Raw genomic sequence first — 17,813 nt, 5'->3', positions numbered from 1 at the left:
ATGAGGTATAAGAATGTTTTTGTTTAAGTATGTATTTAGTAAGTATAAACAAAATAAATTCCAGACAATATTAAATATTTTATCAATAGCATTGGGGTTATCGATTATATTGGCGATACAATTATCTACTGCAAACAATATTATGGGGTTACATCAACGTTCTAAAGAATTGAATGGTGGAGATATTTGTGTAACCCCTGTAAATAATAGCAAAAATCAAGATGCTACATTTAAATTATTAGATGATTTGGATGAAGTAGATTATACAGTTTCAGTATGGCAAAAGGAAAGTGTAAAATATGGTCATAAATCAGCAAACATTATTCTTCGCTTTGTAAATTTAGAAAAATATCCGTATTATGGGAAGAAAATTAATGTTAGTAAAGAAGAAAACTCAAACAGCATAGTATTGAGCAAAAATCTGGCAAGTCAATTAGGTACTAAAAGGGGAGAGAAAATATTATTATTTAATTCACGTAAAGGTGAAGAATATCCATTTTATGTGAATGATGTTGTAGAGTTGGACGGTGAGACTGGTTGGGATATGAATTTATTTGGATATGGTTTTATTGATAGTAAATATATAAATGATTTCTTTGGGGATGGTGATTTACCAGTCAATAAGATCTATATTAAAGTTAAACAAGATTCTTTTGAACACGTTTTGAAAGAACTTGGAAAGATATATAATCCGGATGAAATAAAAACTGCTGATGAGAATTTTGCTCAGATGGAGCAAGAAGTGAGAACTATTACGAAAAGTGTGAGTATAATTGGTTTGTTTGCAGCCATCATGGGTGGTGTTGGTATTGCCTGCTTATCAATTCTTAATATGAATCGACGACAGCAGGAATTATGCATGCTGAGAGTTTTAGGAATGAAGAAGAGACAATTGCATCAGATGGTGCTGTTAGATTCCTGTATAATAGGTATTGTTGCTTTTATTTGTGCAGTGCCAATGGGAATAGGAATTACGTTTATTATAAATAAGTTGTTTTTTTATAGTTATGATTTTGTATTTTATTCAAAATATTTACTTGATTTTTTACTGGTGTTACTTATTTCGATAGGTATCAGTTGTATCTTTTCTATCATTCCCAATTATCTATATTCGGAATTAAGCCCCATAATGATTTTACGACAGGAAGAACTATCGGCTAAGAAGAGAATGAAATTGGCCAAACCTATTCTTATCATTCTAAGTGGAATTACCGCAGCGGGTACTATTTATTATAATAATTTAATGATGATAGCGTATATGGCAGGAATCTTTATATTTGCTTTTTGTGTGTATGTTTTTATAAAAACATTATTAAAAATAATTAATTTTTTATTAAACGTACCAGTAATAAATAACTCGATTATTAAGTTAATTATTATAAGAATGAATAAACAAAGTAAAAAGTTATGCTTAATTATTGTTACTCTTACGATTGGTCTGGTTTCAATTGGTCTGACACAAAATATTTCGGGAAGTATCTTGCCTGGTGTAGAAGAGTTAATTAAAAGTGAGTTGGGATATAATCTTTTGTTGACGAGTCCAAAGACTAACGAAGAATCCATTAATAATATGATACAAAATACTAAAAGTATTACAGGAACAGCAAAAACATTACGTATTAATGGCACTATTGATTCTATCAATGGCGTATCAATAGAAGATTATTTAGAAGACGATGATTATAAAAATAGAGAAAAGCTAAATAATTTGACTTTTGAAGGAGTTGAAACCAGCAATATAAATGCAAAAATATTAAAAGGAAGACTATTTTCAACAGAAGATGTAAAAACGATAGTAATTAATAATGAGTTTGCAGACGCATTATCTTTGGATTGTGGTGATACTATCGAACTTCGTATGGGTGCAGTAAAAAGCTCATATAAGATAATAGGGATTTTTGAAAAACAATTAGTAAACACTTCCGAAATAAAAATGCCTTTAGATTCATTGTCTAATGATATTATGTGGTCATCAGTAACGTATTACATGAATGTTGATGAAAAAGATCTGGATGAGGTAATAAATACATTTTATAATAAAATAGGTGATTGTTTTATAGTTAATATGTTAGATATGGCGCCATCCCTATACAAAACTGTGAGAGAACAGATGAGTTTGTTTGCTGGTATATCGTTTATTTCTATTATCTCATTTATTTTATTTATGACGAATATTTTACTAATTGATTTGCTTGGTAGAAAAAAAGAATGGTATTTGTACCGTGTTTATGGTGCTAAGAATAAAACTGTTATTTTTATGATGATGGTAGAAGCAATAATAATTGGAGTTATAGCAAGTATAATTGCATATAGTGTGTGTACATTATCAACTAAGATGTTTTTAAAAGTATTTTTGGATTTGACGTATACCAGAACACTTGTAAAATTCACTATGTTATTAATCATAGCAATTGGGATATCCTTAGTTTCGATGATATTAGTTCTGCCAAAAATAAAATTTAAAAATATGAATGAATTATTGAGGGAATATTGACTAGAAAAATAACATATTTATCTGAAATAAATTACTATGGAGTATAAAGATTAATGGGGAGGTATAGGTTATATGAAGAATAATAAATTTTATTATGCCACGGCTTTTATTAGTGGTATGTGCATTATGGGTGTAGAATTAAGTGCATCAAGATTGTTGTCCCCTTATTTTGGGACTACGAATCTAATATGGTCGATTATCATTTGTTTAATTATGGTAGGAACAAGTATCGGATATTATTTGGGAGGAAAGAAGGCTGATAAGAGTGAAACGGTAATACCTTTGTATAAAAATCTGATCATATGCGGCGTGTGGGTATTGCTCATACCGCTTATATCTAATGTAGTAATAATATTTACTTTATTCATATCCAATGTGATTTCTCCGATAAATGTTTTGCTTATAGGAGCATTTTTATCAAGTTTAATTATGTTTTTATTTCCTTTATTACTTTTAGGTATGGTTTCACCGTTTTTAGCAAAGTATTGTATTAATGATTTAACTAAAACTGGCAGTGTAATTGGAAAAATTAGTTTATTTACAACAATAGGTAGTATCATTGGTACACTTTTGCCCTCATTTGTTTTAATTCCGTTGCTTGGTGTAAAAAGAACCTTTATCTTTTGGGGGATTATCCTTATTGTACTGGGAATCAGTTCTAATATATTATTTAAGCATAGAGTGACTAGTACAATCGTTAAATTGGGATTAATTATTGTCGTAGCTGTTGCCCTAACAAGTACAAGTTTAAATTTAGAAGGAAAACCAATTTGTGAGGCTGAATCACAATATAATTATTTATGTGTGAAAGAGAAAAATAACGAATTAGGTTTATATACAAATAATCTGATTGGTACACAATCGATTTATATAAATGATGGTAAAAATAAAACAGGATATTACTATGACTATTTACTTCCAGTTCCACTGTTTTTGGCTGATTATAGTAAACAGGATGAAATCAAAGTTTTGATGATTGGATATGGCACAGGGACTTTATACAAACTTATGGACAATTACTTCTCAAATTTAAAGATTACAGGTGTTGAAATTGATCAAAAGGTAATGGATTTGGCTGAGGATTACTTCGATTATAACAAAAAAGACGTGTCAGTTTTAGTTGAAGATGGGAGAAACTATCTTTACAAAAATAGTAAAAGACAAAATGAAAAGTATGATATTATTATTATAGATGTTTATCAAGATATTTCTTTACCATTAAACTTTACAACACAGGAATTTTTTAAATTATGTAAGGAGAATTTGAAAGATAATGGGGTAGTGGCAATGAATGTTGCATTAGGAAACAGATGTGATTCGGTTTTAGTTGAGAGTCTGGGTCAAACTTTAAAAAGTACAATGAATTCTGTATATTGCTATAAATCGGAAGGTGATAGTAATGTAATCGTTGTTGGAAGTGATAGAAGTGAACTAAAAGAAAACTTTTTTAATAATATAGCAAATGTTGAGGATGATAATATAAAAGATATAGGTGAAAAAATTAAAAAGAGTATAGTTAAAATAGATAAAGATGAAATAGTTGTAACAGATGATAAAAACAATTTAGAGATAATTCAGCAAAAAGCTTTAGCAGGCATATTAAAAGATGAGTTGGATACTGCTATTAATTTTAAAATTAATATTACATTTGGTCAAAGCGGCAAATGATTATATCGAACGAACCTGGATCCGTTCCATTTCCTTTAAAATTTAGAGATAAAAGAATCGCTGCACAATAGCCAAGGACAGCTATCGTGCAGCGATTTTGTTCAATTGTATTTGTCAACTTTGCAGTATACTTATTAGACATTATATTTTGTAATATAAAGCCCTTGGAAGGTTCTTGAGAATAAACCCCAGAAAGGCCCATCTTTTTGTTACATAAACTTGATCTTTTCTTTTCTTAAGTGCTGTGTAAATTTGAGCAGCTACTTTTTCTAAAGGCATAATCCAGAATAGACCATCACCCTTAGCCATTGCTGTATCTACAAGACCTGGCTTAATATCTGTAATTGCAATATCCAGATTTTGTTTTTTTATTTTACATCGAATACCCTCTAGATAATTAGATAAATATGCTTTAGATGCATTGTATGAAGGGCATTCGGCACTACCACGTAACGATGCTACAGAAGATATAGCCGCCAAATGTCCCGATTTTTTATTCAAAAAATATCTTATTGAAGTATCAATAATCGCTGTTACACCTAAGACATTGGTATTGATTGTTTCTTGTTCTAACTTCCATTCCAGATTTTTGTTAACATATCCAGTGCCCGCACTAACGATAATTAAGTCAACACCCCCCATTTCATCAATCAAACTATTCAGACAATCAATAGATGCATTCGTATTTGTGATATCCATATGTTTGGTATAGGCTTGAGTGGGCAATTGATCTTTAAGGCTATCAAGTAATTCTATACGCCTGCCAGTAAGCCCAAGAACAAAACCATCCTTAGACATAACTTGCGCAAGTTGCATACCAATACCACTGCTTGAACCAATAATAATTGCTTTTTTCATATTTACACCCATTGCATATCGCAAGTTTACTTGAGATACTGCCACAAATATAACTGATTGAAAGAATCATAATGTGGCATCCTTTCTACTCTTTTATTTTCTTTCAACCTTAATCCCTTAGTGTATATAACTATTTAAGTTCTATTTAAGTCTGTGCAATCTTAATCCATACAATATAAAAAACCGCGGATCTATCTAATCGACAAATTCTTTAGGTTAGAATCGATGATAGGGTAAACGAAAAAGCAGTTTTGCTATCCAGTGAACTTGCCCCTTCATCTACACTATTTCCATTTGACCGAATTGAACAAAGCGAGCGTCCCTTTAGCCAGTATCTATGGACTTTCAATCTTTGCTCTTTTCCTTTATAATAGCATAGTTTATCTAGTTTTCCAAAGACTTTTTTATTATGCTATTTAATAATACATTATTTCCTCATTGGTGTTAATAAAAACATTCGTTACACTTATTCATGATACCTTTTGAACTTCGAATAAAAGCTGAATACTCTCTGGGTGTTCAGCTTTTATTACATTAGGGCGGTAATGATACAACAATTTGTCACATACAATAGAATAAGCCCAAAGATGTAGTAATAATCTGGAAAGGAGTAAGAATGGAACAGGCTGAAAAGATAAGACTCAGACAAGAAGGTAACAGTCTGCATGGCTACCGTATTTTTATTAAACATAGTGATAAGGACAGAAGTTTAGTAGATTGTATGAAGGATGCGATTAATTCAACAATGAATAAAGAAATATTTTAAAGGCAGGAAGGGGTTTTTACATATGAAGGACCAGATATTTAAGGTCGGCGGTTATCTGCGGTTATCCAATGAAGATGGGGATAACAGGCAGTCAGAAAGCATAGATAACCAGCTGTCCATACTAAAGCAGTACTTAGAAAAGCACAAAGAACTGGTTCTTGTAGAAACTTATATAGATGATGGCTATACCGGTATGAATTATGACAGGGATTCTTTTAAGAGAATGATGCGGGATGTGGATATCGGTAAAATTAATACAATTATTACGAAAGATCTTTCTCGTCTGGGAAGAGATCAGGTGGAGACTTCCAGACTAATTAAAAAGGATTTCATTATCCGGAAAATACGATACATAGCAATTGATGATAATATTGATACTTTCAGTGAAGAACAAAATGATATTGTGGTACCTTTTCGTATTCTGTTTAATGACTTTTATTCTCAGGATATTTCGGTTAAGATAAAGGCTGCCCTAAATTCAAAACGCAGAAATGGTGAATTTATTGGAGCCTTTGCCCCCTATGGTTATCAAAAGGATGAGAATAATAATAACAGACTTGTTCCGGATGAGGAAGCAGCCGAAATAGTAAGACGAATCTACCAGATGTTTTCACAAGGCTTTGGAAAGATGAAAATAGCCAGACTCCTTAATCAGGAAGGGATTCTATGTCCCACTGAATATAAATGGAAAAAGAATCATAAGTACCGCAACAGTAAAAAACTGGACAGTACAACCTACTGGACCTATTCGACGATTCACCGGATACTAAACAATGAAGTGTATATTGGTCATATGGTGCAGCATAAGCAGGAAAAGATATCCTATAATTTAAAGCAGAACAGATCAGTTCCCCAGGAAAAGCATATCATAGTTCATAACACCCATGAGCCGATTATTGAGCTTGATACCTTTAAAACAGTACAAAAGCTTTTAACTTCAAAAAACAGAAATATTGGCTTAAATCAAAATGTAACCATGTATGCCGGTCTTTTAAAGTGCGGTGATTGCGGTAGGAGACTTGCCAAAACTGTTATGAAGACAAAGGCTGGGAATATGACTTATTATAAATGCGGTTCCTATAAGCAATATGGAAAAGAAGCTTGTTCCAGTCATTCAATAAGAGAAGATATCTTAAATGATATTGTGCTGAGTGCCATAAAAGAAGAAGCCAAACTGGCCTTAAAGCAAAAGGATATTGATGTGTTAAAAAAAATATCGTATCATAAACCTAAATATGATGAGGCTGCGAAGCTTTCTGAAATTGAGAAAGAACTGGCTGACCTACAGCAGGAAAAGGTAAATATGCTTCGTATGCTGGCCAAAGGGACCATAAGTGAAAAAGATTATCTTTCGTTTCAGAAAGAGATGGAGAAGGAGCAGCAAAGATACCGTGAGGCAGAGAGCAAACTTAAGGATAAGCAGGCAAGAAAGGAATATAAGCCTACCCAGCATGAAAGGTGGTTTCTTCACTTTATTAACTATATTGATATCGAAGAGATTACAAGGGAAGTCTTGATTGCTTTAGTGGATGAAATTAATATATTTGAGGATAAGCAGCTTGAAATAACTTTTAAGTTTAAGAGTCCCTTTCTATTAGATAATTAAATTATGAATGAGGACAATCAATGGAAAGGTAAGTCCACCAAGAATAGGTAAGTTAAGACTTACCAAGAATAGTATAAGGTTAAACCTACTAAGAATAATAAGATTTCCCAAGAAGAGTACTTGACTCCACCTCAGACAGAGATATAATACAAGCATGGGCAAGGACCTCAGAACCTGACCTTGCCCATAACTTACACCTAAATCATATAATTATTATAACTAGCGCAATCTAGCATTCCCCCAAGCCGCGTCAAAACTAAGTGCGACTTTATTTTCTTTCTCATCTACACAATAAATCGGCAGCTGCCTTGTACTTGCCGAATTGGTAACGGATAGTGCAGACGGTATATATCGAATGCCAAGGGCAATCAGAACGAGGAAAGATAAAACAACAATTCCTGTTTTAATAAAGAATTTAAACTTATCCTGTTGTTTTTGGTCTTCCATAGCTTCACCTTAGAATTATTAGTTATTATAAATATATTGAATTTAAGACCTATCTATTACAATAATCGTACCGTGGGGAACGTTATCCTTAACCCAAAAAAGCTGATACAAATAGGATGTCCCACAGGGTCAATAATAATGATACTCTTTACCAAAGCGTTTTTTAGAAATCCGCAATTCCTCTTGATTGAGCCTTTAGCTTACCAAAACCCACTTATGTGAATCACAATAATATCTAAGTCTTATCTGTTCTGCCTTACAATTGCGTTCTATGGAACAGACAAAAAGAAAAGCCGTCAGCCCCGAATACTTTTCCTGTTTGGTGCTATTTACTTCCAGTTTGTAAGTCTGAAGTAGGTGGTTTTCACATTCCAGCCTGGCATAAACCGGTTTTATATCGCCCATAGGATTAAAGGCTGCCACAACATCAATTCCGGTATTCATTCATAATACACCTCTTCTCCTTCGGGTTTAAGCTTTTCTTTGCTGATTCCTCCGCTCATGTGATCTATCTTACGGATGCCACCCAGATAAGTTGCCCGCATTACAGCGTGTTCGCCATATCGGAACCGAATGGCATCAATAGCGTTATCAAGTTTTTCAAACTTTTCGTACTCATCAAAGGAAAATAGATCCAATTGCCGGACATGATCATTTTCCCTAACCATACTGGTGTGTACGCCTAATTTACGGATGGGAGTTCCATCCCACAGTTCATCAAAAAGCCGGCAGGCCGCCTTATGGACTTCATTCGTAAGATTGGTTGCTGTAAAAAGCTTTATCTGGTGAGACTCCCAATGAAATTCAAAATCTACAATGCTTACGGAAACGACAGAAGCGATTACATTATCTTTTCTAAGTCTCGCACAGACGGTTTCGCACAAGGACAAAAGGACTAATTTAGCAACACTGGGATCATCTACGTCGAAACTTATGGTGGTTGAATTTCCATAGCCCTTATTCGCCGGTGGCTGAGGTTCAACGGCAGATACGTCGATACCATTGGCAAAACACCAAATTAATTCTCCATGAGATTTCATGTGTGCACGTAACATACCAACGTCTGCTTTTGCCAATTCCCCAATGGTTTGAATTCCCAGTTTCAGCAGAGTCTTAGTAGTTGCACGGCCCACATAAAATAGTTCACTTACCGGTAAACGCCACATTTTTTCTATCTCATCAGGAAATAATGTGTGTACAAGGTTCGGTTTCTTAAAATCTCCGGCCATCTTGGCAAGTAACTTATTGGAAGAGATTCCAATGTTTACGGTAAAGCCGAGTTCCCTGTAAATACGGTCCTTAATGGTGGTAGCAGCAACTACAGGGGAGCCGAATAAATACTCGGTTCCCGTCATATCACAATAAGCCTCATCCACGGAATACTGCTCCACACAGGAGGAGTATTCTTTTAAGATTTCAATAAAAGCTTTTGAAGATCTGTCATACAAATCATAGTGAGGCTGAACAAGTTTCAAATCAGGACACTTATTTAAGGCTTCTCTTATACTTTCCCCTGTCTGTATATTATATTTTTTAGCCGGTTGGGATTTAGCCAGAATGATACCGTGTCTTTTTTCAACGTCTCCGCCGACAGCGGAAGGTATCAACCGTAAATCTTCTTTCTCCCCAAGTACGTTAATACGGTAAGTAGCTTCCCAACTTAAGAATGCCGAGTTAACATCAACATGAAATATAATTTTACCGAACATACGTTTACCTCCATTGAGAAAATTATAACAAACAAATGTTCTGATGTAAACATGTAATTATTGTAAAAATTAATACAAAATATAACAAAAAAATTGATACTTCTCCATGTTACTGAGCGTTTAGTAAATTCGCCTTACTATATTGCTTATATTGTATGTTTTGTGATAAAATTTGATTATAGGTCAAGTTTTTATATTAAAAATGACAATTAAATATTAGGGTGATTAAAATAATATGATATTCCAAATATTAACCGCAATATCCGCTTTTATCAGCTTACTGCTTACAATATATGCATTCAAAATGAAACATTCTAAAAACACGGTTATATTTGCTATGCTTATGTCACAGATTACTGTTTTTGCCTCAAGCTCTTTTATGGAGTTGATAGAAAAGGAAAATCATTTTAAGCTTTTCTGGCTGAATATCAGTCAGACAGTTTTTTTATTAATGATTCCTACACTATTAATTCAGGTTATTGTCTTTGTAGGAAAGGAAACTATTTTAAGACCGATTAATATTGTATTAATCTGTATTCCCCCTGTCACAGGTATCGTATTAAAATGGACGGATCGGTATAATCCTCTGATGAGGGGGGATATCTATTTTATAAAAGGTCAATTAGTAGTTATTAGTACTCCTTTTGCTTTCTTAGTTAAACTGCTGGAACTTACTATTTTTCTATCTGCCATAGTTTTACTGTTATCTTTTTATAAAGAAATGAATGAATTATATAAGAAACAGACCATCACTATGGCTGCCGGTATATTAATTCCTTTTTTTACCTCCCTCATGAAAATAATAAAGCCAGGCTATGATATTAATCTGCCGTTAATATCAATTGCTTTTACGGTTACGGGTATCCTACTATTTAGAAGTATTTTTAAACACCAGTTATTTTCTGCTGTGCCGGTTACAAGGAAACAGGTTATTGATTCAGTGGGGGAAGGTTTTATTACCATTAATAATTCCGGTATTGTCATTGACAAAAACAGTGCGGTAGACCGATTTATTTCAGATACTTTCGGGAAATCTGTTGACCTTTTGGGGAGAAAACTGGAGGATGTACTGATTAACTGGCCAAGATGGAGCTTATCCTGTAAAAATATGCAGGAAGATGAGTTTGAAATCGATACCCTAAAATGGGGTAAGAAAAAGCACTATTATGTAAAAGTCTATCCCCTGTATAAAAGTGGCTATAAGAAAATAGGAACCGTATCTATATTGATTGATATAACAGAGAGGAAGATCAGGGAAGAAAAACTTTTGATTAAGACAGAAGTAAGCCAAGAAAGGCTTAAGGATCTTACCGGAGAGGTTAACCATCAGAAAATACAAATGGAGGCAATTATTAATACTGTGTCCGGTATGGCATATCTGGCGGTATCCGATAAAGATGCCAACTTTATTTACTATAGTAATGCAGACAAGGATATTTTTTCAAATAATGTCTGCAAACTTGAAGAGAAGATTATTAATATCTGTAATAATGGATTATATTTTTACCAGGATGGTACGGAGATAGAAGTAGAGGATCTGCCGGTTCTAAGGGTACTTCGAGGGGAAAAGGTAGTGAATTTCCACTTTCTTATGAAAAATGGTGATCAGGTTACCCATATGGTATTTAACGGTACTCCCATATATGACAAATGCGGAAATCTAACTCATGGAGTTTACTTTATTCTGGATATCACGGATAATATAAAGAATCAGCAGTTAGTTTCCGCAGCGGAGCATCTAAAGGAACTGAATGCGTTAAAGGACAAATTATTTACGGTTTTTACTCATGATATAAGAAATCCGATGGCTACCATGGTAAGTCTGATTGACCTGCTGGAACAGGATAATGAATTGTATAACAAGGACTTCATGGAAATATTATCAGAAGTTAAAAAGCAGGTTAATTATACCTATAGTATCATCGAGAATTTGTTAGAATGGCTGAATGGCCAGCGGGATGGTCTCGTGTTTAAACCTTCTGTATGGAATCTGTCCGATATTGTAAAAGAGACCATGGGACTCTACCTAATCAGTGCCGGAGTAAAGTCCATTGATATCAGCTATAGGTTTGACAAGAAAATTAAGGTATATGCTGATAAAGAGATGCTTGAATTAGTTCTGCGAAACCTTCTTTCCAATGCAATAAAATTTACAAATCAGGGTGGCAGTATTTTGGTTGAGGCGTATGAAACTGAGAAAAAGACGGTGATTTCAGTAAAGGATACTGGTATTGGTATGGAAGAGGAAAAAGTTCAGAATCTTTTTCAAGAGGGGCATGCAAGTTCAACCTTAGGAACGGCAGGAGAAAAGGGAATTGGATTAGGGCTTTTAATCTGCAAGGAATTCATCATGAAAGAAGGAGGGGAAATCTGGGCAGAAAGTAAGCCGGGTAAGGGGAGCACTTTTTACATATCTTTGTTGACAACGAATAAAATTGTAAAGTAAATTCATTTATAGGATTCGGTAAAGCCGGTGTTTAAACACGTTTGATCCTATAAAGAAGGATTTACAATCGAGGGTACATATTTATGCTTAATAATTACTATTTAAGTATGGCTTTGTTTGTTTCCGTATTTGTTATGCTCTTTACTGCATATATTTCCTGGAAACGCAGAAAAATACCAATTGCTCTAAAACTATCACTGGTTATGCTTGCCGCTTCTGTTTATACCTTCGGTTATGCCCATGAAGTGACTCTCTCTGACCTGGAAGGAATAAAAGTCTGCCTTATGGTAGAATATATAGGAATTCCATTTATACCACCGTTGTGGCTGCTTATGACCTTGGAGTATACAGGATACCGTTTTACAGGAAAATGGTTATATAGTATTCTGTTTGTTATACCGGTACTTACGTTACTGTTACAGTACACCAATGACTGGCATCAGCTCTTTTATAAAAGCATATCAATAGATTACAGCGGTTATTTCCCGATGGTATATTTAAAGAAAGGTCCCTGGTACTGGGTACATATCGCATATTCCTATCTATCGGTTATAGGAAGCATTATTTTGCTTATCGTTAAATATTTAAAAGAAAGCAGTTTATACCGAAAACAGATTATAATTCTGGTTCTGGGAGCCTTTATTCCATGGCTCCTGAATCTATTTACTCTGTTACACAGTTCAAAAGCTGTCCTGGATTTAACTCCTTTTGGATTTCTTTTCACCGGCATATTGTTTCACCTTGCAATCTACAGGTTAAACTTCCTTAAAATATCGCCGATCGCTTTCGAAAAAATATTTAAGTCAATGTCAGAAGGTGTTATTGTTATGGATTTCAATAATCAAATAATTAATTATAATGAATCGGCAGTTACTATAATACCGGAATTGAAGACGGGTATAAAAGAGGAGGGGGACAGCCTTAATCTGTTTAAAAATTATCCGGTTATTAGCGAAACTTTGCAGCAAAGCCAAATGGTTGAAACAAAATTCCGATTACAAAGAAAGGAGGTACTAAAAAGTTACAAATTAGAGCTTACCTTTATATATAATAAGAAATTATTGCTCGGAAAAATACTGGTAATAACGGATATCACTGACTTTGAAAGAAATATAGAGAATTTAACCCAGGCTTCGGCCCAGCTAACTGCGCTTAATACATTAAAGGACAGGCTGATCAATGTTGTAGCCAAAGATATCAAAGAGCCTTTAGACATGCTTTTAAATCTTTCGGATATACTAAAAAGTCAGGATAGTAACGGTAATAATAATCAGTTGATCAGTGAAATCCAAAAATACGTGAATAACATTTTTTTAAGAGTAGACAATATGTTGGAATATTTTCAAAACAAGCAGACCGGTATCATATATTCCCCTATGGAATGGAAGCTTTCCAAACTGGCACAAGAAGCGGTTAAAACCATACGTGAAAAGGCGGAGAATAAAAATATTGGTATTCATCTTACCATAGAAGATGATTTGATGGTATATGCCGACCGGGGGATGCTTGATATTGTATTAAGAAATTTACTTTCCAATGCGGTGAAATTTACGGACCGGAATGGCAGTATCAGCATTACCGCTGAGAAAGAAGAGGATTTCATTATTATTTCAATTAAAGATACGGGTATAGGAATGGAATCGGAAAAAGTACAACTGCTTTTTCAGGATGTGGACGCCAGCCCGTCCATTGGTACGGAAGGAGAAGTGGGAATAGGGTTAGGATTATTGCTATGCAGCCAGATAATTAAGCGAAATTATGGGGATATATGGGTTGACAGTACATTTGGTGAAGGAAGTAATTTTTTTATAGCTATTCCTGCAGCAGGTGAAAGATTTGGGTTCAAAAAAAATATTACAAGGTGATAAAATGAAAGTAATTCTTGTTGATGACGAGAAATCAATGTTGTTGATTATGAAAAAAATGCTCTCCAAAATTCCGGATATCGAGTTGACCGGCAGTTTTCAAAGTCCGGGTGAAGCATATCAATATATTAAAAAAAATAAAGTGGATATGGCATTTGTGGATATTAATATGCCCGAAGAAAATGGTCTCGATTTGGTCAGAAGGGTGACTGCGGAATATAATGAAATTGCCATATTCTTTCTTACGGCATATAAAGAATATGCCCTGGAAGCATACGGAATGTATGCTTTTGATTACCTGGTAAAACCGATAACTCAGGAGAAACTGGAAAAATCCATACAAAAAGCGAAAGAAAATTTAATATTCTTACAACCGCAAAAACGTGAAAAGCCACCATATAAGTTGATACTTCATTGTTTGGGCGGAATGGAAGTGAAAATTAATAGCACTGCCTCGGTACAATTCACATCATCGAAAAGCTCAGAACTGATGGCATATTTAATTTTGCACAGAGGAAGACTGGTTTCAAAATGGAGGATTATCGAGGAGGTTTTCGCCGGGATGGCACCGCAGAATGCGGAAACTTACCTTAATACAACAGTTTATAAGTTAAGAAAAGCACTGGAACCTCATGGGATGAAAACGGTAATTATCTCAGCGGATGAAAGCTATAAGATTGATATGACTGATATTTATGTAGATATGATTGATTTTGAAAGCCGGATCTTAAAGTTTGGCAGGCTGGAAGAAGCCAGTCAGGAGGAAGCCGTACATATTGAAAGGCTGTACACGGGAGAATTATTCGGTGAAAAGGATTACAGCTGGTCGTTACCGGAGAAAGAGAGGATAACGGAATTATATTTTTCTTTCTCCAAAAAACTGGTTAATTATTTAATCGATAATTCCCAATTAACCCTGGCATTACATATTACTAAGAAACTAATAAACTTTAACGAAATTGATGAAGAAATTAATTGTCTGCTGATGAGAATATATTCTCTTCAAAGAGACAGAAACCGATTAGAACGGCAGTTTGAACGCTATACGGACATACTTAAGAAGGAACTGGGACTTCCTCCGGGCAATGTAGCTGTGAAGCTCTATCATATACTAATCAAATCATTTAAGTAAGAAAAAAGGGGGTTCTTACCGAACGAAAGAGGCTCCTGTGAACTCCAAGAATATTTTGTCAGAAATCCGTCAGTAGGACTAAGTATTATGTATATATAAACGGCTATCATATACTATTCATTTTCTACAAGGAGGACAAAATTATGAATAACGCAAATTCTATAAGAAATACTTACAGTGAGGAAATGGTAAATAGAATTTCAAAACCGAAAGTTCAGTTATTAAGTTTGGAAAGAGTAAGGCTAGATTTAAATAAATTAATTGATAATTGTGATAATTTAGTAATCAACCCGGAGATAGAGGAAAAAGGAAAATACTTTGATGACCTTTTAAATACTTGTTATGATCTGGGAGATATCTAATCCACTATATTGCAAAGGGCTGCCGCAATGGGAATTACGGCAGCCCTTTTGAACTGTGTGGGTGTTATATCATTTCATAATTCGTGAATATTTTTTATTTAATGTCAGCTGTTTTTAAAAGCAACACTGGAATTCTTTCTCTTTTTCCACATTACCCAAAGGGGACCTGCAATACAGATGGTAGAATAGCAACCACTGATGGAACCAACAGCCATAGGAAGTGCAAAGCTTTGGATGGAGTCAATGCTGTTAATGTGAGCCAGAATATAAACCAGGCTGACACTTAATAATACGGCCAGGTTTGTATTGATGGATCTGGTTATGGACTGGGAGATGGAAAGGTTCGTAATCGTATCCACAGGTGTCTTTGGATGCAGTTTGGTATTTTCACGGATACGGTCATAAATTACGATGGTATCATTAACGGAATAACCGATAATACTCAAAGTAACTGCAACAAAGGAATCACCGATGGGAATCTGAAAAATAACACAGGTGAAAAATACGACCAAAACGTCATGGAATAAAGCAACTAAGGCCATAACACCAGCTGAAAGTCCGCCCATACGGCTGAAACGAATCCATACATAAATCATAACCAGAATAGCAGAAAGACCGATTGCTATAATTCCGTCTGTCAGGAACTTCTTACCGAAAAATGGTTCAACCATGGAAGATTCGGAAAGGGACAATTTTGAATCAGGAAATTTTTCTTTTAATACACTATCAAGTTTGTCCTGATCTTTTGCGTCCAGACCATAGTTACCGGCAATGCTTATAATAAGTCTTTTTTCATTGGTAGCAATGTCAGAGGTAAGCTGTGTGGATACCGGTCTGTCTAACATTCCGGATACAACATCTGCGGCTGCATCTGCATCGATGTCTCCGGCATAAGAGTACTTTAACAAGGCACCGCCTTTAAATTGAATATCTAAATGTACACCGTTTATAAAAGCGGAAATAATACCAACAAGCATAATTACTAAAGATATTGTAAAGAATATCCAACGTTTTTGATAAAATTCGATAATTCTACCAGGTTTATTATTTACTGGCATAACGTTATTCTCTGTCATAATGTTACCCTCCTTGACCTACATTTGAAAAGCGCAGGTTTACGTAAAGCTTTAAATTCGCTTAAGGACCGGATCATCAAACGGGAAGCTGTAACACCTGCCACGAAGTTGAAGAAAATACCGGTAAGCAGAGAATATGCAAAGGATAGTAACGAACCTGAACCAAAAATCATTAATATGATGGCTACGATTAAAACGGTGATATTACCATCAAATACGGAGGAAAAAGCATCTTTGAAACCGGAAGAGATGGCAGACGGAATACTTTTACCGGATTTGATTTCTTCATTAATACGTTCGGAGATAATAACATTGGCATCAACACCCATACCAATTGACAGGATAACACCGGCAATACCGGTTAGGGTAAGGGTTATCTGAGGAATGGATAATGCTAAAATCTGACCGGAAACCTGGATTAAAAGTGCGATGCAGGCAACAAAACCAGGGAGACGGTAGTAAAGGATAAGGAGTACGGAGATTAAGCAAAAAGCGATAAAACCGGCCTGAACCATTACATCAAGAGCACCTGCACCAAGGCTTGGACTGATGGTGGAGTGATTCTTGGTAGTCATGGAAAATGGCAGGGAACCTGCATTAATCTTATCAGCAAGAGCCTTCGCTTCATCGTAAGATTTAATGTGGTCAATTTGCGCTTTACCACTTGAAATATGTTCATTAACGGTAGCTCTCTGTATTAAATTTTTATCCATATAAATATCGATTTCTTTACCAACAAGCTTTTCGGTTGCTTTGCTGAATAACTTGGTTCCTTCTTCATCAAAAGTAAGGCTAACTGCAAATTGTCCGGTATTTCGGTCTGATTCAGGAGAGCTGTTTGTAACATGGGAACCTTCCAGTAATATATTGCCCTCGGCATCCTGGAAAGTAAGCTGGGCCGTTTCACCTAACTCCGCCATAGCTTCCTGGGGATTAAAGTCTTTTTCATCCGCTTTCCAGGGAAAACGTACGATAACGTAGCCGTTGTCTTTATCAATGGTTACATCGCGGTCTAATATGTTTTTTTGGTCAAGACGGGTTTCAATGATGGAACGGGCGGCTTCTAACTCTTTCGCCGTTGGCTTACGGTCGAGACCAACCGGTTCAAATGCCGCGTCAACGCCTCCTCTTATATCAATACCAAAACGCATATCCGGTGCTCCGGCTATTTTAATAGGCGTGTTTGGAATAGAAATACCAAAAACAGCGGTATAGGTCATAAGCAAGGCAATGATCAAGATTATAAAAAATACTGGTTTTTTACTTTTCATTTATATACCTATTGCATATCGCAGGTCATACTGCGATACTGCCACAAAAGCCGAAAGAAGGGTGGCTTTCCTTTCTCATATAATATTTTCTTTCAGCAGTTAGTTATCTTATA

General features: G+C 34.9%; 14 protein-coding genes. 8 read left to right on the top strand and 6 right to left on the bottom strand.

Annotated features, from left to right (window positions below):
- The first annotated feature begins 13 nt into the window (after positions 1-13).
- Positions 14-2,494 carry an ABC transporter permease gene (locus QA584_RS21245; RefSeq protein WP_278271110.1) on the top strand — a complete coding sequence of 827 codons (2,481 nt, stop codon included), beginning with the start codon at positions 14-16 and terminating at the stop codon, positions 2,492-2,494.
- Between the two features lie 72 nt (positions 2,495-2,566).
- The gene (locus QA584_RS21240) at positions 2,567-4,162 is read left to right on the top strand and encodes a spermidine synthase (RefSeq protein ID WP_278271109.1); all 1,596 of its coding nucleotides are present in this window, start codon (positions 2,567-2,569) and stop codon (positions 4,160-4,162) included.
- A gap of 141 nt (positions 4,163-4,303) precedes the next feature.
- Here the strand turns inward: QA584_RS21240 and QA584_RS21235 are convergent, their stop codons facing one another.
- Complete coding sequence (locus tag QA584_RS21235; protein WP_278271108.1) at positions 4,304-5,020, bottom strand: SDR family NAD(P)-dependent oxidoreductase; 717 nt, start codon at positions 5,018-5,020, stop codon at positions 4,304-4,306.
- Between the two features lie 616 nt (positions 5,021-5,636).
- Between QA584_RS21235 and QA584_RS21230 the strand changes: the two genes are divergently transcribed.
- The gene (locus QA584_RS21230) at positions 5,637-5,786 is read left to right on the top strand and encodes a hypothetical protein (protein WP_278271107.1); all 150 of its coding nucleotides are present in this window, start codon (positions 5,637-5,639) and stop codon (positions 5,784-5,786) included.
- 22 nt (positions 5,787-5,808) lie between these two features.
- A complete protein-coding gene (locus tag QA584_RS21225; RefSeq protein ID WP_278271106.1) occupies positions 5,809-7,392 on the top strand; it encodes a recombinase family protein in 1,584 nt (527 codons plus the stop codon).
- 219 nt (positions 7,393-7,611) lie between these two features.
- Here the strand turns inward: QA584_RS21225 and QA584_RS21220 are convergent, their stop codons facing one another.
- The 3 genes from QA584_RS21220 to QA584_RS21210 all read right to left on the bottom strand — a co-directional run bounded on the left by QA584_RS21220 (position 7,612) and on the right by QA584_RS21210 (position 9,548).
- On the bottom strand, positions 7,612-7,839 hold the full coding sequence (locus QA584_RS21220) for a hypothetical protein (protein ID WP_278271105.1): 228 nt from the start codon (positions 7,837-7,839) through the stop codon (positions 7,612-7,614).
- Between the two features lie 195 nt (positions 7,840-8,034).
- On the bottom strand, positions 8,035-8,283 hold the full coding sequence (locus QA584_RS21215; RefSeq protein WP_278271104.1) for a hypothetical protein: 249 nt from the start codon (positions 8,281-8,283) through the stop codon (positions 8,035-8,037).
- The gene (locus QA584_RS21210; RefSeq protein WP_278271103.1) at positions 8,280-9,548 is read right to left on the bottom strand and encodes a Y-family DNA polymerase; all 1,269 of its coding nucleotides are present in this window, start codon (positions 9,546-9,548) and stop codon (positions 8,280-8,282) included. The genes QA584_RS21215 and QA584_RS21210 overlap by 4 nt, the downstream gene beginning before the upstream one ends.
- Before the next feature lie 235 nt (positions 9,549-9,783).
- On the opposite strand from QA584_RS21210, the gene QA584_RS21205 reads away from it, so the two are divergent.
- From QA584_RS21205 to QA584_RS21190, 4 genes are all read left to right on the top strand, one after another.
- A complete protein-coding gene (locus tag QA584_RS21205; RefSeq protein ID WP_278271102.1) occupies positions 9,784-11,994 on the top strand; it encodes a histidine kinase N-terminal 7TM domain-containing protein in 2,211 nt (736 codons plus the stop codon).
- An 83-nt stretch (positions 11,995-12,077) separates the two neighbouring features.
- Positions 12,078-13,859, top strand: a complete 1,782-nt coding sequence (locus QA584_RS21200) for a sensor histidine kinase (protein ID WP_278271101.1) — start codon at positions 12,078-12,080, stop codon at positions 13,857-13,859.
- Complete coding sequence (locus QA584_RS21195; protein WP_278271100.1) at positions 13,831-14,991, top strand: response regulator; 1,161 nt, start codon at positions 13,831-13,833, stop codon at positions 14,989-14,991. Before QA584_RS21200 ends, QA584_RS21195 begins: the two co-directional genes overlap by 29 nt.
- Before the next feature lie 143 nt (positions 14,992-15,134).
- Positions 15,135-15,353, top strand: coding sequence for a hypothetical protein (locus QA584_RS21190; protein WP_278271099.1), 219 nt, complete (start codon positions 15,135-15,137; stop codon positions 15,351-15,353).
- Between the two features lie 104 nt (positions 15,354-15,457).
- Here QA584_RS21190 and secF read toward each other — a convergent pair whose 3' ends face one another.
- The gene (gene secF / locus QA584_RS21185) at positions 15,458-16,429 is read right to left on the bottom strand and encodes a protein translocase subunit SecF (RefSeq protein ID WP_278271098.1); all 972 of its coding nucleotides are present in this window, start codon (positions 16,427-16,429) and stop codon (positions 15,458-15,460) included.
- A complete protein-coding gene (gene secD / locus QA584_RS21180) occupies positions 16,426-17,700 on the bottom strand; it encodes a protein translocase subunit SecD (protein ID WP_278271097.1) in 1,275 nt (424 codons plus the stop codon). Before secD ends, secF begins: the two co-directional genes overlap by 4 nt.
- Positions 17,701-17,813 lie beyond the last annotated feature (113 nt).

The organism is Anaerocolumna sp. AGMB13025 (assembly GCF_029689925.1).
Lineage (GTDB): Bacteria > Bacillota > Clostridia > Lachnospirales > Lachnospiraceae > Anaerocolumna.
Note: the sequence above shows the minus strand (reverse complement) of the source record. Positions and strands in the feature narration are given on the sequence as shown.